Consider the following 19,971-nt stretch of genomic DNA (forward strand, 5'->3'; position numbering starts at 1 on the left):
CCCTGAACAGTGGAGACCCCATGCCTGGCCGCCCCGCCCCGAGCCGCCGTACCGTCCTGCGCTCGGCGGCCCTCACCCCCGTCGCCGGACTCGCGACGGCCGCCTGCTCACCTGGCGACGACGGCGCCGCCCCGGCCAGGCCCACCGCGCCCGTCGAGCTGGGAGCGGAGGGCGAGGTCGCCAAGGGCGCGACGAAGCTCTACCCCGACGGCAACGTGGTGGTCAGCCGGGCCGAGGACGGCACCCTGAGGGCGTTCAGCACGGTCTGCACGCACGCGGGGTGCCCCATCAAGAAGCTGGAGGGCACGAAACTGGTCTGCCCCTGTCACGGCAGCGAGTTCGACGCCCGGACCGGCGAGGTGCTGCACGCCCCGGCGACCGCGCCGCTCATCGAACTCCCGGTCGAGGTGAAGCGGGGCCGCATCGTCGCGAGCCCCGGGACCTGACCGCGGCCGGCGAGGAGCCGCCGGCTCACCGCGCCCGCCCGCGCCCGCCTACTCCCAGTCCCACCCGATCCCCAGCATCCCCGTCCGCGCCCGCGGCTCCACCAGGTGCACCGAGTGGTGCCGGCCGCTGAGGGCCAGCTCCTGCCGGCCGCCGCGCGGGGCCGCCGGCGAGTGCTGGGTGAACCGGTGGCAGCGCACCGGCAGCGCCGCGGCGTCGAACCGCACCTGGAGCGCGTACTGCCCGCCCGCCGAACCGAACCCGCGGACGTACTCCCGTGACACCCCGGCGGTGCCGTCCTCCACGCAGTAGCGGAAGAGATGGGTGTCCCCGGCGCGCAGCCACGTGTCGAAGAGCACCTCGGTCACCAGCAGACCGGTGTCGTGGTGGATGCGGACGCGTCCCGTGCGGCAGTTCTCCAGCGCGTGGACCGTCATCCGCGCGGGAGAGCATCCCGGATCGCCGTAGTGGACGGCGACGAAGCGGTCGACGCCGTCGCGGTGGGCGCGGACGATGTGGTGCGACTCGCGTCCCGCCAGTTCCCGGTGTGCTCCGACGCGGATCAGTTCGTGGTGGCCGAGGATGTGCACCCCGCTGTCCGGCGACGGCTGGTCCAGTTCGGCCAGCAGCCGGTCCAGGACGCCGGAAGCCGCCAGATGGGCGCGGTAGGAGCGGGCGGCGGGCCGTCGCTCGGGGGAGTCCTCCTCGGCCTCGGCGAGCAGGCGGATCAGCGATTCCTCGGGCAGCTGGAGTATCTCCTCCAGGGCCCGCACGGCCCGCAGCGACTCGGGGCGCTGCGGGCGGCGGGCGCCCTGCTGCCAGTAGCTCAGGCTGGTGACGCCCACCTTCACCCCGTGGCGCGACAGATGGTGCTGCACACGCTGCAGCGGTAGTCCGCGAGCGGCGATCGCGGCGCGCAGGGCGACGTGGAAGGGGCCACCGCGCAGGGCCGAGTCGAGTTCCGCGGTGGCGACGTCCGCGTGCTGAGTGGCGTGCGGCATGCAGGGGCCTTTCTGTGAAGTTCACGACGGCTGGTCAGACCGTTCGACGCGGATCGGCCGGGGCCGCCCTCCCCCGGTCGCGGCGCAGCGGTCTTCACATCCGTACGCCGTGCTTCAGGGCCCCGAGTCCCCCCGCATTGAAGCGTGTTGACCTAGTCCCGACAACACCTGACGCCCGACGGTCACGCGCTCCTGGCCGAGAACGCACGGGCCCGCCGTCCCGAGGGCACGCGGCGTGACCGACCGGCCCCGGACCGTCCTCCCCGGGCTTCCCCGGCGGCCGTCCACAGGGGCCGGCCCCGTCGTCCACAGCCCCGCCGGAGTGTCGGCCCTCGCCAGTAGGGTGTGACTCATGGCCGACCCCTCCAGCTACCGCCCCAGGCCGGGTGAGATCCCGGACTCCCCGGGGGTGTACAGGTTCCGTGACGAGCACCGCCGGGTGATCTACGTCGGAAAGGCGAAGAGCCTGCGCCAGCGCCTGGCGAACTACTTCCAGGACCTGGCGAACCTCCACCCCCGCACCCGCACCATGGTCACCACGGCCGCGTCCGTGGAGTGGACCGTGGTGTCCACGGAGGTCGAGGCGCTCCAGCTGGAGTACTCCTGGATCAAGGAGTACGACCCCCGGTTCAACGTCAAGTACCGCGACGACAAGAGCTACCCGTACCTCGCGGTGACGATGAACGAGGAGTTCCCGCGCGTCCAGGTGATGCGCGGCCACAAGAAGAAGGGCGTGCGCTACTTCGGACCGTACGGGCACGCCTGGGCGATCCGCGACACGGTCGACCTCCTGTTGCGCGTCTTCCCGGTGCGCACCTGCTCCGCCGGTGTCTTCAAGAACGCCGCCCGCACCGGCCGCCCCTGTCTGCTCGGTTACATCGGCAAGTGCTCCGCCCCCTGCGTGGAGCGGATCTCCGCCGAGGACCACCAGGAGCTGGCCGAGGAGTTCTGCGACTTCATGGCCGGCCGCACCGGCACCTATCTGCGCCGTCTGGAGCGGAAGATGGGCGAGGCGGCCGAGGACATGGAGTACGAGCGGGCGGCGCGCCTGCGCGACGACATCGGGGCGCTCAAAAAGGCCATGGAGAAGAGCGCGGTGGTGCTCGCCGACGCCACCGACGCCGACCTGATCGCGGTCGCGGAGGACGAGCTGGAGGCCGCCGTCCAGATCTTCCACGTGCGCGGCGGACGCGTGCGCGGCCAGCGCGGCTGGGTCACCGACAAGGTGGAGGAGATCACCACCGGCGCCCTCGTGGAACACGCCCTCCAGCAGTTGTACGGGGAGGAGAGCGGGGACGCCGTTCCCAAGGAGGTCCTGGTCCCCGCCCTGCCCGATCCGGTGGAGCCGGTCCAGCAGTGGCTGACCGGCCGCCGGGGTTCGGGCGTCTCGCTGCGCATCCCGCAGCGCGGCGACAAGAAGGCGCTGATGGAGACCGTCCAGCGCAACGCCCAGCAGGCACTCGTTCTGCACAAGACCAAGCGCGCCTCCGACCTGACGACGCGTTCGCGCGCCCTGGAGGAGATCGCCGACGCCCTGGATCTCGACAGCGCCCCGCTGCGGATCGAGTGCTACGACATCTCCCACCTCCAGGGCGACGACGTCGTGGCCTCCATGGTCGTCTTCGAGGACGGACTGGCCCGCAAGAGCGAATACCGCCGGTTCCAGATCAAGGGCTTCCGGGGACAGGACGACGTCCGTTCCATGCACGAGGTCATCACCCGCCGCTTCCGGCGCTACCTCGCCGAGAAGGAGCGGACCGGCGAGTGGGCGGACGGGGAGGACGGCGGCGTCACGACGGCCACCACCAACGGCGAGACCCCCGGCCACGGCACCGCCCCCGGCCACCACGCCACGCCCGGCGACGCCGCCGACGACCTCGCCCCCACGGACGGGCCGGCCCTCAAGGACGACGACGGCCGCCCCAAGCGCTTCGCCTACCCGCCCCAGCTCGTCGTCGTCGACGGCGGACAGCCGCAGGTGGCGGCCGCCCAGCGGGCCCTGGACGAGCTCGGCATCGACGACATCGCCGTCTGCGGCCTCGCCAAGCGTCTGGAGGAGGTCTGGCTGCCCCGCGAGGACGACCCGGTCGTCCTGCCCCGCACCAGCGAGGGCCTGTACCTGCTCCAGCGGGTCCGCGACGAGGCCCACCGCTTCGCGATCACCTATCAGCGCACCAAGCGTGCCAAACGCTTCCGCTCCAGCCCGCTGGACGAGGTGCCGGGCCTGGGGGAGACCCGCAAACAGGCGCTGATCAAGCACTTCGGTTCGGTGAAGAAGCTGCGGTCGGCGACGATCGACCAGATCTGCGAGGTGCCCGGCATAGGCCGGAAGACGGCGGAGACGGTCGCCGTGGCCCTCGCCCGGGCCACCCCGGCCGCGCCCGCCGTCAACACGGCGACCGGAGAGATCATGGATGAGGACGGGGCGCCCGAGACGACGGCGGACGCCCCGGGGGAGCCCGTGTCCGCGGGCACCCCGGACGAACGACGGGGGCAGGAGAGATGACCGAGCACGAGGCACGGCCCACAGCCGGACGAGAACAGACCCACCGCACGACCGGCGAGGACGCCGGCCCGCAGACGGCCGGCCCCGGACCGGGCCAGGACGACGGAGCACAGGTGAGTACGGGCAAGGAAACAGCCGGGGCGCACGAGGCGGCCATCCCCGAGCTGGTGATCATCTCCGGCATGTCCGGAGCCGGCCGCTCGACGGCCGCCAAGTGTCTGGAGGACCTCGGCTGGTTCGTCGTCGACAACCTGCCGCCCGCGCTGATCCCCACCATGGTGGAGCTCGGCGCCCGCTCGCAGGGCAACGTGGCCCGCATCGCGGTCGTCGTCGACGTCCGCGGCCGGCGCTTCTTCGACAACCTGCGCGAATCCCTCGCGGACCTCGACACCCGCGGTGTCACCCGGCGGATCGTCTTCCTGGAGTCCTCCGACGACGCGCTGGTGCGCCGCTTCGAGTCGGTGCGCCGCCCGCACCCCCTCCAGGGCGACGGCCGCATCGTCGACGGCATCGCCGCCGAGCGGCAGCTCCTGCGCGAGCTGCGCGGCGACGCCGACCTGGTGATCGACACCTCCAGCCTCAACGTGCACGAGCTGCGCGCCAAGATGGACGCCCAGTTCGCCGGTGAGGAGGAGCCCGAGCTGCGGGCCACCGTCATGTCCTTCGGCTTCAAGTACGGCCTCCCGGTCGACGCCGACCTGGTCGTGGACATGCGCTTCCTGCCCAACCCGCACTGGGTCCCGGAGCTGCGCCCCTTCACCGGCCTGAACGAGGAGGTCTCCTCGTACGTCCTCAACCAGCCGGGCGCCAAGGAGTTCCTCGACCGCTACGCCGAGCTGCTCCAGCTGATCGCCGCGGGCTACCGTCGGGAGGGCAAGCGCTATGTGACCGTCGCCGTCGGCTGCACGGGCGGTAAGCACCGGTCCGTGGCCATGTCGGAGAAGCTCGCCGCCCGGCTCGCCGCCGAGGGCGTGGAGACGGTGGTCGTCCACCGGGACATGGGACGGGAATGACTGGACGTACTCCGCGGCTGAGCAGGCTGCGCCGGGTGGTGCCCGAGGGACGCGGCGGCAGGACCGCCGAGACCCGCGCCGCCCGGCCCGAACAGGCGCGCGGCGGCAGGCCGCGCCGCCGGGGCGCCCAGCCCAAGGTCGTCGCCCTCGGCGGCGGCATGGGACTGTCCGCCTCGCTCGCCGCACTGCGCCGGATCACCGGCGACCTGACCGCCGTCGTCACCGTGGCCGACGACGGCGGCTCCAGCGGGCGCCTCCGCGACGAGCTGGGCGTGCTGCCGCCCGGCGACCTGCGCAAGGCGCTGGCCGCGCTGTGCGGCGACGACGACTGGGGCCAGACCTGGGCCCGCGTCATCCAGCACCGCTTCCAGTCCCAGGGCGACCTGCACGAACACGCGGTCGGCAATCTGCTGATCGTCGCCCTGTGGGAGCAGCTCGGCGACCACGTCCAGGCGCTGGACCTGGTCGGCAAGCTGCTCGGCGCACACGGGCGGGTGCTGCCCATGTCCGCCGTCCCGCTGGAACTGCAGGCCCTGGTCCGGGGGCACGACCCCGGCCGCCCGGACGAGGTGGACACCGTCCGGGGGCAGGCGACGGTGGCGCTCACGCCCGGTGAGGTGCAGTCGGTGCACCTGGTGCCGGGCGCCCCGCCGGCCGTCCCCGAGGCGGTGGACGCCGTCCTGGACGCCGACTGGGTGGTGCTCGGCCCGGGCTCCTGGTTCTCCTCGGTCATCCCGCACCTGCTCGTGCCGGATCTGCTGGACGCGCTGGCCGAGACGAAGGCCCGCCGGGTCCTCTCCCTCAACCTCGCCCCCCAGCCCGGAGAAACCGAGGGGTTCTCTCCGCAGCGTCATTTGGAGGTTTTGGGACGACACGCCCCTAAACTCGCCCTGGACGTGGTGCTGGCCGACGAGGCCGCCGTGCCCGACCGTGACTCGCTCACCGACGCCGCGAAACGGTTCGGCGCCGCGGTCGAACTGGCTCCGGTCGCCCGGACCGACGGGACCCCGAGGCACGACCCGGAGCTGCTGGCCGCCGCGTACGACCGTATTTTTCGGATGCATGGAAGGATCGGCCCATGGCGATGACGGCAGCGGTGAAGGACGAGATCTCCCGGCTCCCCGTCACCCGGACCTGCTGCAGAAAGGCGGAGGTATCCGCCATCCTGCGGTTCGCCGGCGGCCTTCACCTGGTGAGCGGGCGCATCGTGATCGAGGCGGAGCTGGACACCGCGCGGGCGGCCCGCAGGCTCAAGCAGGACATCCTGGAGATCTTCGGGCACAGCTCGGAGCTGATCGTGATGGCGCCGGGCGGGCTGCGGCGCGGCTCGCGTTACGTCGTTCGGGTGGTCGCGGGCGGTGACCAGCTGGCCCGGCAGACCGGCCTGGTGGACGGGCGGGGTCGCCCCATCCGCGGCCTGCCGCCGCAGGTGGTCTCGGGGGCCACGTGCGACGCCGAGGCCGCCTGGCGCGGCGCCTTCCTGGCGCACGGCTCGCTCACCGAGCCCGGCCGTTCCTCCTCCCTGGAGGTGACCTGCCCGGGTCCCGAGGCCGCGCTCGCCCTGGTCGGCGCCGCCCGACGCCTCTCGATCCCCGCCAAGGCCCGCGAGGTGCGCGGCGTGGACCGGGTCGTCGTCCGCGACGGCGACGCGATCGGCGCCCTGCTCACCCGGCTCGGCGCCCACGACTCGGTGCTGGCCTGGGAGGAGCGGCGGCTGCGCCGTGAGGTCCGCGCCACCGCCAACCGCCTCGCCAACTTCGACGACGCCAACCTGCGCCGCTCGGCCCGCGCGGCCGTCGCGGCGGGCGCCCGGGTCCAGCGGGCCCTGGAGATCCTCGCCGACGACGTGCCGGAGCACCTCGCGGCCGCCGGCCGGCTCCGCATGGAGCACAAGCAGGCATCCCTGGAGGAGCTGGGCGCCCTCGCGGACCCGCCGCTGACCAAGGACGCCGTCGCGGGCCGCATCCGCCGCCTGCTGGCCATGGCCGACAAGCGGGCCTCGGACCTCGGCATCCCCGGCACGGACGCCAACCTCGGCGACGAGGAGTTGGCGGACAACCTGGTCGGCTGACCGGACGCGTGCCGGTGCGCCGCACGCGCACCGACGTCGCCGCACACGAGCCGTCAACAAGTCGGTGCGGGCGCCCACTTGGGTGACCCGCACCGGCTTTCACGTGTCTTTACCGCGCCCTTGACTCGATCATGAGCTGTCATGAGCCTGGCATCTGTTCGCCACTGTGGCGGAACCAGGCCTGTCAGACAGGCCCCATCTAGGGGGGTTCATGAGACGAAGAGCGAGATCGATCCTCGCCGTCGGCGCGCTCCTGATCGGCGGAGCGGGCTTCGCACCCGTCGCCCAGGCACAACCCGCGAGCCCGGAGACCCCGGACGCGGACGAGGTGAAGGTCTTCCGTGCCGACGTCACCCAGGAGCAGGTGCCCCTGCTGCTGGCCGCCGGACAGGACGGCCACGAACTCACCGAGCGGGTCCCCGACCGGGGCACCGCCACCGTGGAGGTCTACCTCACCGACCAGCAGGCCGACAAACTGGAGAAACAGGGCGTCGACCTCACCGAGCACTCCCTTTCCAGCCGGGCCGAGAAACGCGTCGAGGACGCCGCCGACGGCGTCTTCCGCCCGTACAGCGGCAGCGGCGGCCTCCGCGAGGAGATCCTGCGGACCGCCCGGCAGAACCCCCGTCTCACCAAGGTCGTCTCCATCGGCAGGACGGTGAACGGCCAGGACATCCTCGCGCTCAAGCTCACCAAGAACGCGAAGCAGTCCAAGGACGGCTCCAAGCCCTCCGTCCTCTACATGTCCAACCAGCACGCGCGCGAGTGGATCACCCCGGAGATGACCCGGCGGCTGATGCACCACTACCTGGACAAGTACGACGAGGACCGGCGGATCAGGAAGCTGGTCGACTCCACCGAGCTGTGGTTCCTGCTGTCGGCCAACCCGGACGGCTACGACTACACGTTCGAGAACACCGGCAACCGCCTCTGGCGCAAGAACCTGCGCGACAACAACGGCGACGGCGCCATCGGCACCGGCGACGGCGTCGACCTCAACCGCAACTTCGCCTACAAGTGGGGCTACGACGACGAGGGCTCGTCCCCCAACCCCACCAGCCAGACCTACCGGGGCGCCGGCCCGAACTCCGAGCCCGAGACCAAGGCCCTGGACCGCTTCCAGAAGCGGATCGGCTTCACGTACGGCATCAACTACCACTCCGCCGCCGAGCTGCTCCTCTACGGCGTCGGCTGGCAGGTGGCCACCGACACCCCGGACGACGTCCTCTACAAGGCGCTGGCCGGCACGCCCGAGAACTCCGCGATCCCCGGATACCACCCGCAGGTCTCCTCGGAGCTGTACACCACCAACGGCGAGGCGGACGGACACGCCGCCAACGTCAACGGCACGGCGATGTTCACCCCGGAGATGTCGACCTGCCAGACGGTCTCCGAGCAGGACCCCGACGACGAATGGAACGCGGCCGACTGCCAGTCGGGCTTCAACTTCCCCGACGACGAGAAGCTGATCCAGCAGGAGTTCGCGAAGAACGTCCCCTTCGCGCTCTCCGTCGCCGAGAGCGCCGCCCACCCGGACCGGCCCTCCTCCTCGGTCGGCCTCGACGCCCCCGACTTCACCCCGGACGCCTTCACCACGTCCTACGCGCGCGGCGCCGGCCAGGAGGTCTCCGTCGTCGCCCGCAAGTCCGTGCGCGACAAGGAACTGAGGTACCGCGTCAACGGCGGACGCACCCACGACGTGCGGCTGAAGCCCTGGCGGGGCGGCGAGACGTACGGCGGTGAGGACAACCTCTACTTCGACGAGTACCGCGCCAAGATCGGCCACGGCGAACGCGGCGACCGGGTCGAGGTCTGGTTCACCGGCGAGACCAAGGGCGGCAGACGCACCGCGAGCGAGCACTTCACGTACAAGGTCGCGGAGCGGCCCGGCGCGGACGTCCTCGTCGTCGCCGAGGAGGGCGCGAAGGCCACGCAGACCCGGACCTACGTCGACGCCCTCAAGGCGAGCGGCAAGCGGGCCGCCGTCTGGGACGTCGCCACGCAGGGCGCGCCCGACGCGCTCGGCGTCCTCGGCCACTTCGACACCGTCGTCCACTACACGGGCGCCGCGGTACCCGGCAACGCCACCCAGCTCCAGCTGCGCGCCTTCCTCAACGAGGGCGGCCGGCTGATCGAGGCCGGTGAGCAGGCGGGCGGCGACGTCGACCTCGGCGGCGGCAGCCTCTCCGACGACTTCAGCCAGTACTACCTGGGCGCCTACACCCGCACCTCGACCACCGGCGCCACCGGGTTCACCGGCACCGGACGGCTCGACGGAGCCACCGGCGCGTTCGGGGCCGCGCCCGGCAACCCGCTGGACGCCGCCGGAACCTACAGCGTCACCTCGGACGAGCTGCCCGCCGAGACCTATCCCCAGTTCGCGAGCGAGGGCGCCGGACAGTTCGCCGGGACGGTCAACCCGTACGGGCCCTACGCGGGCGCGTGGATGGCCGCCGCCGTCCACACCGACGACGCCTACAAGCGCCTCACCCGCACCATCGACCTCACCGGTGTCACCGCCGCCGACCGCCCCACGCTCCGCACGCAGCTGCTGTGGGACACCGAACGCGGCTACGACCACGCCCTGGTCGAGGCGCACACCACCGGCGCCGACGACTGGACCACGCTCCCCGAGGCCGGTGGCGCCACCGGCACGGCCGTGCCCGCGGAGTGCGGGGCCGGCTTCTACATCGGCGGGCACCCCTGGCTGGAGCACTACCTCACCCTGTCCGACGACGGCTGCACCGCGACCGGCACCACCGGGCAGTGGAACAGCCTCACCGGCGCCTCCGGGGGCTGGCGGCAGGCCGAGTTCGACCTGAGCGCCTATGCCGGGAAGTCCGTGGAGGTGTCGATCGCCTACGTCACCGACCCCGGCAGCGGCGGCCGCGGCGTCCTCGCCGACGAGGCCTCGCTGGTCGTCGGTTCCACGGCCACCGGCACCGAGGGCTTCGAGACCTCGCTGGGTGCCTGGCGGGTCGCCGGACCGCCCGCCGGAAGCCCCGCCGTCCTGAAGGACTGGGCCCGCACCGGGACCCTGTTCCAGACGTACGGCGCGGTCACCACGGACGACACGGTGCTGCTGGGCTTCGGTCTGGAGCACCTGACCGAGCCGGCCGCACGCGCGGCTCTGGTCCGGCAGGCGCTGCGTGCCCTGGACGAGTGAATCCGGGCCGGGCGGGGACCGGACGGTGTAACGAAATCGGGTGATCGGTCCCCGTACCGCACGGCGGTCCGTACCCCTACTGACGGGTACGGACCGCCGTGCCGGGTATGGGGCGTCTCGATGTCACCCCGCAAGCCTCGGAGAGGTAGGGTCGGGGGTGGTCGGGGACATCCCAAATACAGCTCGCCGGCACATCGGGCCGGCGTACCAACGAGGAGATCGGTTCGTGACGATCCGCGTAGGCATCAACGGCTTTGGCCGCATCGGTCGTAACTACTTCCGCGCGCTGCTGGAGCAGGGTGCAGACATCGAGATCGTGGCTGTCAACGACCTGGGTGACACCGCGACCACCGCCCACCTGCTGAAGTACGACACCATCCTCGGCCGCCTCAAGCAGGAGGTCACGCACACCGAGGACACCATCACCGTCGACGGCAAGACCATCAAGGTCCTCTCGGAGCGCAACCCGGCCGACATCCCGTGGGGTGAGCTGGGCGTCGACGTCGTGATCGAGTCGACCGGCATCTTCACCAAGAAGGCCGACGCCGAGAAGCACATCGCCGGTGGCGCCAAGAAGGTCCTCATCTCGGCCCCGGCCAAGGACGAGGACATCACCATCGTGATGGGCGTCAACCAGGACAAGTACGACCCGGCGAACCACCACGTCATCTCCAACGCCTCCTGCACCACCAACTGTGTGGCGCCGATGGCCAAGGTCCTCGACGAGAACTTCGGCATCGTCAAGGGCCTGATGACGACGGTCCACGCGTACACGAACGACCAGCGCATCCTGGACTTCCCGCACAAGGACCTGCGCCGCGCCCGCGCCGCCGCGGAGAACATCATCCCGACCACCACGGGTGCCGCCAAGGCCACCGCGCTGGTCCTCCCGCAGCTCAAGGGCAAGCTGGACGGCATCGCGATGCGCGTCCCGGTCCCCACCGGCTCGGCCACCGACCTGGTCGTGGAGCTCCAGCGCGAGGTCACCAAGGACGAGGTCAACGCCGCGTTCAAGAAGGCCGCCGACGACGGCGACCTCAAGGGCGTCCTCTTCTACACCGAGGACGCGATCGTCTCCTCGGACATCGTCGGCGACCCGGCGTCCTGCACCTTCGACTCCTCCCTGACCATGGTCCAGGAGGGCAAGTCGGTGAAGATCCTCGGCTGGTACGACAACGAGTGGGGCTACTCGAACCGCCTCGTCGACCTCACGGTCTTCGTCGGCGAGCAGCTCTGAGCGACTCAGACTCAGCAGGCACCTCGCATGCGGTAGCAGGGCTCGGGCAGCGCAACGTCGCGCCGTCCGGGCCCTGCGTCGCGTCCGCGGTGACCGGCCCTCGTAGGATCACGAGCGATCCGAGAACCCAGGAGCCCTCTTGAAGACGATCGACGAACTGCTCTCCGAAGGCGTCGCGGGCAAGCGCGTATTCGTCCGCGCCGACCTCAACGTGCCGCTGGACGGCACCACCATCACCGACGACGGCCGCATCCGCGCCGTGGCGCCCACCGTCAAGGCCCTGGCCGACGCGGGCGCGCGCGTGATCGTCGCCTCGCACCTGGGCCGCCCCAAGGGCGCCCCGGACCCCGTCTACTCGCTGGCCCCGGCCGCCGCCCGCCTCGGTGAGCTGCTCGGCGCCGACGTCGCCTTCGCGGAGGACACCGTCGGCACCTCCGCCGAGGCCGCCGTGTCCGGCCTCGCCGACGGCGGCGTCGCGGTGCTGGAGAACCTGCGCTTCAACGCCGGTGAGACCAGCAAGGACGACGCCGAGCGCGCCGCCTTCGCCGACCGGCTGGCCGGCCTCGCGGACGTCTACGTGGGCGACGGCTTCGGCGCCGTGCACCGCAAGCACGCCTCGGTCTTCGACCTTCCCAAGCGGCTGCCGCACTACGCCGGCTACCTGATCGCCACCGAGGTCGGCGTCCTCAAGAAGCTCACCGACGACGTCCGGCGCCCGTACGTGGTCGCCCTCGGCGGAGCCAAGGTCTCGGACAAGCTCGCGGTCATCGACGAGCTGCTCGGCAAGGCCGACCGGCTCCTCATCGGCGGCGGCATGGCCTACACCTTCCTCAAGGCCAAGGGCTACGAGGTCGGCGTCTCCCTCCTCCAGGAGGACCAGATCCCGGCCGTCAAGGAGTACATCGAGCGCGCGGAGAAGACCGGCGTCGAGCTGGTCCTCCCCGTCGACGTCGTGGTCGCGCCCGAGTTCCCCGACCTCAAGGCGAAGGCGCCGACCCACCCCGACACCGTCGCCGCGGACGCCGTCCCGGCGGACCGGATGGGGCTGGACATCGGCCCCGAGTCCCGCAAGCTGTACGCGTCCAAGCTCGCCGACGCCGCCACCGTCTTCTGGAACGGGCCCATGGGCGTCTTCGAGCACCCCGACTACGCCGAGGGCACCAAGACGGTCGCCCAGGCGCTTCTCGACGCCCCGGGCTTCACCGTGGTCGGCGGCGGCGACTCCGCCGCGGCCGTGCGGACGCTCGGTTTCGACGAGAACGCTTTCGGCCACATCTCGACCGGCGGCGGCGCCTCCCTCGAATACCTCGAGGGCAAGACGCTCCCCGGCCTCGCCGCACTGGAGGACTGACCCGCAATGGCATCCAATCCGTCCGGACGCACGCCGCTGATGGCGGGCAACTGGAAGATGAACCTCAACCACCTCGAGGCCATCGCCCACGTCCAGAAGCTCGCCTTCGCCCTCGCGGACAAGGACTACGACGCCGTCGAGGTGGCCGTCCTCGTGCCCTTCACCGACCTGCGCTCCGTGCAGACCCTGGTCGAGCACGACAAGCTCAAGATCAAGTACGGCGCCCAGGACATCTCCGCCCACGACGGAGGCGCCTACACCGGCGAGATCTCCGGCGCGATGCTGGCCAAGCTGCGCTGCACCTACGTGGCGATCGGCCACTCCGAGCGCCGGCAGTACCACGCCGAGACCGACGAGCAGGTCAACGCCAAGGTCAAGGCGGCCTACAAGCACGGCCTGACCCCGATCATGTGCGTCGGCGAGGAGCTGGAGGTCCGCGAGGCGGGCAACCACGTCGCCCACACCCTCGCCCAGGTCGAGGGCGGTCTCAAGGACCTCCCGGCCGAGCAGGCCGAGTCGATCGTGATCGCCTACGAGCCCGTCTGGGCCATCGGCACCGGCAAGGTCTGCGGCGCCGACGACGCCCAGGAGGTCTGCGCGGCGATCCGCGGCAAGCTCGCCGAGCTGTACACGCAGGAGCTGGCCGACAAGGTCCGCATCCAGTACGGCGGCTCGGTCAAGTCCGGCAACGTCGCCGAGATCATGGCGCAGGCCGACATCGACGGCGCCCTGGTCGGCGGTGCCTCGCTCGACTCGGACGAGTTCGTCAAGATCGTCCGTTTCCGCGACCAGTAGGTCGACCGGTGAGTATGCGGTAGCGGCGATACGTCGTACCCTTGCGGGGGCATGGTGGCCTGCAGTCACCCTGCCCCCGCCGTTCATCCGAAGCCGAGGAAGTTGGTCCAGCCGTGGTTATGGGGTTCTCGATCGCCCTGATCGTCTTCAGCCTGCTGCTGATGCTGCTGGTGCTGATGCACAAGGGGAAGGGCGGCGGCCTCTCCGACATGTTCGGTGGCGGCATGCAGTCGTCCGTCGGCGGATCCTCCGTCGCCGAGCGCAACCTCGACCGGATCACCGTGGTGGTCGGTCTGGCGTGGTTCGCGTGCATCCTGGTGCTCGGCCTGCTCATGAAGGCGAACAACTGACACCTCACGCACTTGTACACGTAAAGCCCCATGTCCGGTACGCGCTTCACCGCGCCGCCTATCATGGGGCTTGCGTCTGTGCGCTGGAGCTTGTAACTCCAATCACTGGACGCGCGTTGGGCCTTACGTAGACTGAGGCGCTCGCAGCGAAGCGAACGCCGACTCGCTTTGCGGCACCATCACGCAGGGAGTTACGACCGTGGCAAGTGGCAACGCGATCCGGGGGAGCCGGGTCGGGGCGGGGCCGATGGGCGAGGCCGAGCGTGGCGAGTCCGCGCCGCGTCTGCGCATCTCCTTCTGGTGCTCCAACGGACACGAGACACAGCCGAGCTTCGCGAGCGACGCCCAGGTCCCCGAGACCTGGGACTGCCCGCGCTGCGGCTTCCCCGCCGGACAGGACCGGGACAACCCACCGGACCCGCCGCGCACCGAGCCCTACAAGACGCACCTGGCGTACGTGCGCGAACGCCGCAGCGACGCGGACGGCGAGGCCATCCTCGCCGAGGCGCTCGCCAAACTGCGGGGCGAGATCTAGGAACTGCCGGAGTTCCGTCTCCGTCGGTCGCCTTCACTTCTGCTCCATTAGGTTGGAACAGCCGGGACAGCTGGGACACCTGAGGAAGAAGGCTGAAGACCGACATGAACGCAGACGGCCGTACCAGGCTCGACCAGACGCCCGAGTGGACCGCGCTGGCGAAGCATCGCGAGCAACTCGGTGACGTGCGGCTGCGCGAGTTGTTCGCCGCGGACCCGGGGCGTGGCACGGACTGGTCGCTGCGGGTGGGAGACCTGTACGTCGACCACTCGAAGCACCTGGTCACCGACGAGACGCTCCGACTGCTGCGGCAACTGGCCGCGGCCACCGGCGTGTTCGGGCTGCGGGACGCCATGTTCCGCGGCGAGCGGATCAACATCACCGAGGACCGGGCGGTCCTGCACACCGCGCTGCGCGCCCCGCGGGACGCGGTCGTCGAGGTCGACGGCGAGAACGTCGTGCCGAAGGTGCACGCCGTCCTCGACAAGATGGCCGCCTTCTCCGACAAGGTGCGCTCCGGCGAGTGGACCGGTCACAGCGGCCGGCGGATCCGCAACGTCGTCAACATCGGCATCGGCGGCTCCGAACTCGGCCCGGCGATGGCCTACGAGGCGCTGCGGGCCTTCACCGACCGCTCGCTGACCTTCCGGTTCGTGTCCAACGTGGACGGCGCGGACCTGCACGAGGCGGTGCGGGACCTGGACCCGGCCGAGACGCTGTTCATCGTGGCGTCCAAGACGTTCACGACCATCGAGACGATCACGAACGCGACCTCGGCGCGCTCCTGGCTGCTCGACGCCTACGACGGTGACGAGAAGGCCGTCGCGAAGCACTTCGTGGCGCTGTCGACCAACGCGGAGAAGGTCTCCGGGTTCGGGATCGACACGGCCAACATGTTCGAGTTCTGGGACTGGGTCGGCGGCCGGTACTCCTACGACTCGGCGATCGGCCTGTCCCTGATGATCGCCATCGGGCCGGACCGCTTCCGGGAGATGCTCGACGGCTTCCGCATCGTCGACGACCACTTCCGCACGGCGCCCGCCGAATCCAACGTGCCCCTGCTGATGGGCCTGTTGGGCGTCTGGTACGGCAACTTCCTCGACGCGCAGTCGCACGCGGTGCTGCCGTACTCGCACTACCTGTCGAAGTTCACCGCCTATCTCCAGCAGCTCGACATGGAGTCCAACGGCAAGTCCGTGGACCGCGAGGGCCGCGAGGTGGAGTGGCAGACCGGGCCGGTGGTCTGGGGCACGCCCGGCACGAACGGGCAGCACGCCTACTACCAGCTGATCCATCAGGGCACCAAGCTGATCCCGGCGGACTTCATCGGCTTCGCCCGGCCGGCCGGCGAGCTGAGCGAGCAGCTGAAGGCCCAGCACGACCTGCTGATGGCCAACTTCTTCGCCCAGACCCAGGCCCTCGCCTTCGGCAAGACGGCGGACGAGGTGCGCGCCGAGGGAGTGCCGGAGGAACTGGTCCCGCACAAGACGTTCCGGGGCGACCGTCCGACGACCACGATCCTCGCGCGGGAACTGACCCCGTCGGTGCTCGGGCAGCTCGTAGCGCTGTACGAGCACAAGGTGTTCGTACAGGGCGCGGTCTGGGGCGTCGACTCCTTCGACCAGTGGGGCGTCGAACTGGGCAAGGTGCTGGCCAAGCGGGTCGAACCGGCGCTCACGGAAGGGGCGGAGGTGCCCGGCCTCGACGCCTCCACGCAGGCGCTGGTCGCCGCCTACCGGGAGCTGCGCGGCCGGCGGTGAGCACGGCGCGGGTGGCCCGGCTCGGTCAGGCCACCGCGCTCAACGTGTCCGCCAGGCGTCTGCGGGCCGCCCGGGCCGACGGTACGGCGGCCAGGGCCGCGGCACCGAGCACGGCCGCCGTTCCGAGGAGCGCCAGGAACGCGGGGGAGGGGGACCGGGCGATCCCCGCGCCGATGCCGCTGGACGCACCCTGGGCGTCGATCAGCCAGTGCGCCAGCGGCAGCCCGAGGGCGGTGGCGAGGAGCACGGCCGCCAGCGCGGTGTACCCGGTGGCCGCGACGGTGATGCCGGTGATCTGGCGCGGGGACAGACCGATCGCCTTGAGGGCGAGCAGATCCCGTTCGCTCTCGCGGACGGTACCGCCGATCGCGGTGAGCAGTTCGATCAGCCCGATCAGGGCGAGCACGGCGATCAGCCCGAGGACGACCCCGCGCAGCGGGGAGAGCCCGTCGGCCGGGTTGGCCGCGGCGTGCACGTCGAGCCGGCCCGCTCCGGCCTCGGCCAGCCGCCCGGCCACGCCGTCCGGGTCGGCGCCGGGGTCCAGGCGCACCTGGTAGAAGGTCGGGTTCAGCCGCGGGTCGTTCTCCCTGAGGGCGTCCAGGGACGTGGAGATCACCCGGCCGGCGTTCTCCGGCTCGATGCTGCGGCCCACGATGTGCAGGATCTGCGGCTGGTCGCCGACGGTCATCCGCACCCAGTCGCCGACCTCCACGTCCAGCAGGTCGAGCAGCCCCTGCCCGGCCACCGCCTCGTCCGGACCCTGCGCGCGGCGGCCGTCGGCCAGGGCGTACGGGTAGGGGTCCTCGCGGGTGCCGAGTCCGCGCAGCGCGATGGTCGCGGTCTGGCCCGGCACCAGGGCGGCCACCTCGACGCCCGGATAGGCGGCGGAGACCTCCGGGTCGCGCTCCAGCAGGGCACGGGTGGAGCGGTCGCCGAGTCCGGCGTCGGCCCGGACGGAGAGGGCGGTCGGCAGCCCGATCTGCTCCGGCTCGCTGTGGAAGCGGTCGATCGTGGCCCACGCGCTCATCGCCACCACGATCAGCAGCAGTGGCAGGGTGAGGCGGGCGACCGTGGCGAGTGAGCGGGGTCGCCGGGTGAACGCCTTGTGCCAGCCGAGGACGAGCGCGGGCGGCACCCGGATGTCGAGCGGACCCTCACGCCCCCGCACCCCGCGCACCCTGAATCCGCGCACCCCCAGGGCGCGGCGGGCCGTGCCCGACAGCCCACCGGCCCGTGCCGCCGCCGGACGGGGCACCGGCACCGGTGGCACCCGGCCCGCGCGCCAGGCCGCCAGCCCGGTGGTGGCGCCGATGAACAGGACCGCGCCCGCCGGTACGGCGAACAGGGCGACGGTGTGTCCGGGCAGCCCCTGCCACACGCCGACCGCGTCGCCCAGCCGTCCGGGGACAAGGCTGCCGAGGGCCTGGGTGAGCGCGGCGGCGGCCACCGCCCCGAGCAGGGCGTAGGCGAGGTGCTGGAGCAGGAAGACCCGGACGACCTGGCCCGGGGTGAAGCCGATCGCCTTCAGCACGGAGATGTCCCGCAGATGCCCCCTGATCCGGGTGCCGATCGCCCCGTGCACCGCGAACCCCGCCGCGAGCAGCGCGCCCAGCCCGAACAGGCCGAGGACCTGGCCGAGCAGCCGGTTGTCGCCCTGCGCCTCCGCGCGGGCCTGCTGCCAGGTGGAGACCTGCCCGATCGCCCCGGAGCCCAGCACGGTCACCGCGCGCTGCACGACGTAGTCCGTGTCCGCGGGGTCGGTCAGCCGCAGCCCGATCACCTGGCCGCCCGGGTCGGTCACCCCGCCCGGCGGCGCCCACACCAGGCCCGGCTGTTCGCCCGGCCGGTAGCGGCGCTCGGGGCTGTCGGCGATGCCGAGCACCGTCAGGGTCCGGGGCGTACCCGGCAGGGTGAGGGCGTCCCCGGGCTGGGCCAGCAGCGCGCGGGCCAGGCGGCTCTCCAGGACCACCCCGTCGGGATCCGACTGGTCGAGCCAGCGCCCCGCGGTGAGCAGCGGCCGCCCCACGCCGGGTTCCCCGGCGGTGCCGCGCAGCTCGACGGAGGCGCGGGTGCCGCGCACGGCGACGGTCGTGGAGGCGGTGGGGTAGGGGCCGGCGACGGCCCGGACGCCGTCCAGACCGGCCAGCTCGCGGGTGTCGGTGCGGCCGTCGGTGTGCAGCCAGACGTGGGCGCCGCGGGCCTGCGTGAAGACGCGCTGCCAGGGGTTGGTGGCGTACCCGAACAGGGCCGTGGCCAGCAGCAGCGAGGCGACGATGCCCGCGGTGGCGAGGACGAGGAACAGCGCCTCGCCCCGGTGCGCGCGCAGATCGGAGTGGGCCCGGCGCAGGGTGGCTCGCACTCAGAGCTCCGGTGCGCGGTGCGCGCGGTGGTCGTAGGCCCGCATGTCAGTCCTTGAGCTCCAGCACGGCGGACGTGCCGGGCCGGCGGCTCCGGGGCGGGCCGGCGTCCAGTTCGGCGTCGTCGGCCATGCGTCCGTCGAAGAAGCTGATCACCCGGTCCGCGGCGCTCGCGAGTCGCGCGTCGTGGGTGACCAGCAGGATCGTCTGACCGCGCTGGTGGAAGCGGGTCAGCAGTCGCATCACCTCGCGGGTGCCCTTGCTGTCCAGGCTGCCCGCGGGCTCGTCGGCCAGCAGCAGCGGCGGATGGTTGACCAGCGCCCGGGCCAGCGCCACCCGCTGCTGCTCGCCGCCGGACAGCTCACCGGGCATGCTGCGCTCCTTGCCCGCCAGGCCCAGCTCGGCCAGCAGCTCCTCCCGCTCGGCGCGCGCCCGCTTCGGCGGCACCCCGGCGAGCAGGGCGGGCAGCTCGACGTTGTCGGCGACGGACAGGTCGGAGACCAGGTTGAAGAACTGGAAGACGATCCCGATGCGCTTCCTGCGCTCGACCGCCCAGCGCGCCTCGCTGTACCGGTCCGTGCACGCGCCGTCCAGCCAGAGGCTGCCGGCGTCCGGCCGCTGGAGCCCGCCGAGCAGATGCAGCAGCGTCGACTTCCCGGCGCCGGACGGTCCGGTGATCGCCACGAACTCGCCCCGCCGCACGGACAGGTCGACCCCGCGCACGGCGTGTGCCGGGGCGCCCTCGCCGTGGTGCGTCTTGACCAGGCCCTCGGCACGCAGCACGGGAGCCTCGTCCTCGCTCGTCCCGGAGGTGACCCCGGAGCCGGTCCCAGCGCTCACTCCAGCTCCTCCAGCTCTTCCTGACACCGTTCCAGCCAGTCGAGGTCGGCCTGCAGGTGCAGCATCGCGCCCTCGATGAGGAGGTGGGCGACGCGGTTGTCGCGGTCTTCGGCGGCGGCCAGCTTCGACAGCTGCCGCATCGTGTTCAGATACTGCCGCCGCTGCTTGTTGATGAGGGCGACCTGGTCGGCGAGCCCCGTCTGCGGAGCCAGGGCGAGCTTCATGAAGAACTCGTCCCGCACCCGCGGCTCGTCCGCCGTCTCCTCGTACCAGGCCCGCAGCTCGTCGCGCCCGGCGGCGGTGAGGTGGTAGACCTTCTTGTTGGGCCGGCTCGACTGCTCGATGTCCTCGCCCTCGATCAGTCCCGTCTTCTCGAGACGGCCGAGGGTGACGTAGATCTGGCCGACGTTCGGCTGAGGGTACGCGGAGCCCAGCAGTTGCTCAAGGTCCTGCTTCAGCTCGTAGCCGTGGGCCGGTCCGCGGGCCAGAAGGGCCAGAAGGTGCAGGCGCACTCAGCCGTCCTTCCCTTCTGGTCACATGTGCTC

General features: G+C 71.8%; 16 protein-coding genes. 12 read left to right on the plus strand and 4 right to left on the minus strand.

Annotated elements, in window-relative coordinates; genetic code table 11:
- Positions 1 to 20: 20 nt before the first annotated feature.
- Positions 21 to 446 (plus strand): Rieske (2Fe-2S) protein, encoded by a 426-nt coding sequence (locus DMH12_RS17700; RefSeq protein ID WP_125492553.1) that lies wholly within the window; start codon positions 21 to 23, stop codon positions 444 to 446.
- Between the two features lie 48 nt (positions 447 to 494).
- Here the strand turns inward: DMH12_RS17700 and DMH12_RS17705 are convergent, their stop codons facing one another.
- Positions 495 to 1,445: a hypothetical protein gene (locus DMH12_RS17705; protein WP_125492554.1), complete on the minus strand. Its 951-nt coding sequence runs from the start codon at positions 1,443 to 1,445 to the stop codon at positions 495 to 497.
- 352 nt (positions 1,446 to 1,797) lie between these two features.
- Between DMH12_RS17705 and uvrC the strand changes: the two genes are divergently transcribed.
- From uvrC to pgi, 11 genes are all read left to right on the plus strand, one after another.
- Positions 1,798 to 3,951 (plus strand): excinuclease ABC subunit UvrC, encoded by a 2,154-nt coding sequence (gene uvrC, locus DMH12_RS17710; protein WP_125492555.1) that lies wholly within the window; start codon positions 1,798 to 1,800, stop codon positions 3,949 to 3,951.
- Positions 3,948 to 4,964 carry an RNase adapter RapZ gene (rapZ, locus tag DMH12_RS17715; protein WP_122615077.1) on the plus strand — a complete coding sequence of 339 codons (1,017 nt, stop codon included), beginning with the start codon at positions 3,948 to 3,950 and terminating at the stop codon, positions 4,962 to 4,964. Before uvrC ends, rapZ begins: the two co-directional genes overlap by 4 nt.
- Positions 4,961 to 6,052 carry a uridine diphosphate-N-acetylglucosamine-binding protein YvcK gene (gene yvcK, locus DMH12_RS17720; protein WP_125492556.1) on the plus strand — a complete coding sequence of 364 codons (1,092 nt, stop codon included), beginning with the start codon at positions 4,961 to 4,963 and terminating at the stop codon, positions 6,050 to 6,052. Before rapZ ends, yvcK begins: the two co-directional genes overlap by 4 nt.
- Positions 6,043 to 7,035 (plus strand): DNA-binding protein WhiA, encoded by a 993-nt coding sequence (gene whiA, locus DMH12_RS17725; protein ID WP_125492557.1) that lies wholly within the window; start codon positions 6,043 to 6,045, stop codon positions 7,033 to 7,035. Before yvcK ends, whiA begins: the two co-directional genes overlap by 10 nt.
- Positions 7,036 to 7,246: 211 nt before the next feature.
- Positions 7,247 to 10,201, plus strand: coding sequence for a M14 family metallopeptidase (locus DMH12_RS17730; protein WP_125492558.1), 2,955 nt, complete (start codon positions 7,247 to 7,249; stop codon positions 10,199 to 10,201).
- A 226-nt stretch (positions 10,202 to 10,427) separates the two neighbouring features.
- Positions 10,428 to 11,438, plus strand: a complete 1,011-nt coding sequence (gene gap, locus DMH12_RS17735) for a type I glyceraldehyde-3-phosphate dehydrogenase (protein ID WP_122615080.1) — start codon at positions 10,428 to 10,430, stop codon at positions 11,436 to 11,438.
- Positions 11,439 to 11,577: 139 nt separating this feature from the next.
- Entirely contained in the window at positions 11,578 to 12,789 is a 1,212-nt protein-coding gene (locus tag DMH12_RS17740; RefSeq protein ID WP_125492559.1) for a phosphoglycerate kinase, read from the plus strand.
- A gap of 39 nt (positions 12,790 to 12,828) precedes the next feature.
- Positions 12,829 to 13,584, plus strand: a complete 756-nt coding sequence (tpiA, locus tag DMH12_RS17745) for a triose-phosphate isomerase (RefSeq protein ID WP_125492580.1) — start codon at positions 12,829 to 12,831, stop codon at positions 13,582 to 13,584.
- A gap of 119 nt (positions 13,585 to 13,703) precedes the next feature.
- Positions 13,704 to 13,934 (plus strand): preprotein translocase subunit SecG, encoded by a 231-nt coding sequence (secG, locus tag DMH12_RS17750; protein ID WP_185832380.1) that lies wholly within the window; start codon positions 13,704 to 13,706, stop codon positions 13,932 to 13,934.
- A gap of 199 nt (positions 13,935 to 14,133) precedes the next feature.
- Positions 14,134 to 14,469: an RNA polymerase-binding protein RbpA gene (locus tag DMH12_RS17755; RefSeq protein WP_003976875.1), complete on the plus strand. Its 336-nt coding sequence runs from the start codon at positions 14,134 to 14,136 to the stop codon at positions 14,467 to 14,469.
- Positions 14,470 to 14,573: 104 nt separating this feature from the next.
- Positions 14,574 to 16,229, plus strand: a complete 1,656-nt coding sequence (pgi, locus tag DMH12_RS17760; RefSeq protein ID WP_125492561.1) for a glucose-6-phosphate isomerase — start codon at positions 14,574 to 14,576, stop codon at positions 16,227 to 16,229.
- A gap of 25 nt (positions 16,230 to 16,254) precedes the next feature.
- Here the strand turns inward: pgi and DMH12_RS17765 are convergent, their stop codons facing one another.
- From DMH12_RS17765 to DMH12_RS17775, 3 genes are read right to left on the minus strand one after another with little or no spacing between them, the layout of a single operon-like run.
- A complete protein-coding gene (locus DMH12_RS17765; RefSeq protein WP_125492562.1) occupies positions 16,255 to 18,588 on the minus strand; it encodes an FtsX-like permease family protein in 2,334 nt (777 codons plus the stop codon).
- Positions 18,589 to 18,634: 46 nt separating this feature from the next.
- Positions 18,635 to 19,426 (minus strand): ABC transporter ATP-binding protein, encoded by a 792-nt coding sequence (locus tag DMH12_RS17770; protein WP_125492563.1) that lies wholly within the window; start codon positions 19,424 to 19,426, stop codon positions 18,635 to 18,637.
- Entirely contained in the window at positions 19,423 to 19,938 is a 516-nt protein-coding gene (locus DMH12_RS17775) for a PadR family transcriptional regulator (RefSeq protein ID WP_125492564.1), read from the minus strand. The genes DMH12_RS17770 and DMH12_RS17775 overlap by 4 nt, the downstream gene beginning before the upstream one ends.
- Between the last annotated feature and the right edge of the window lie 33 nt (positions 19,939 to 19,971).

The sequence above is a fragment of the Streptomyces sp. WAC 04229 genome (assembly GCF_003947455.1).
GTDB lineage: Bacteria > Actinomycetota > Actinomycetes > Streptomycetales > Streptomycetaceae > Streptomyces.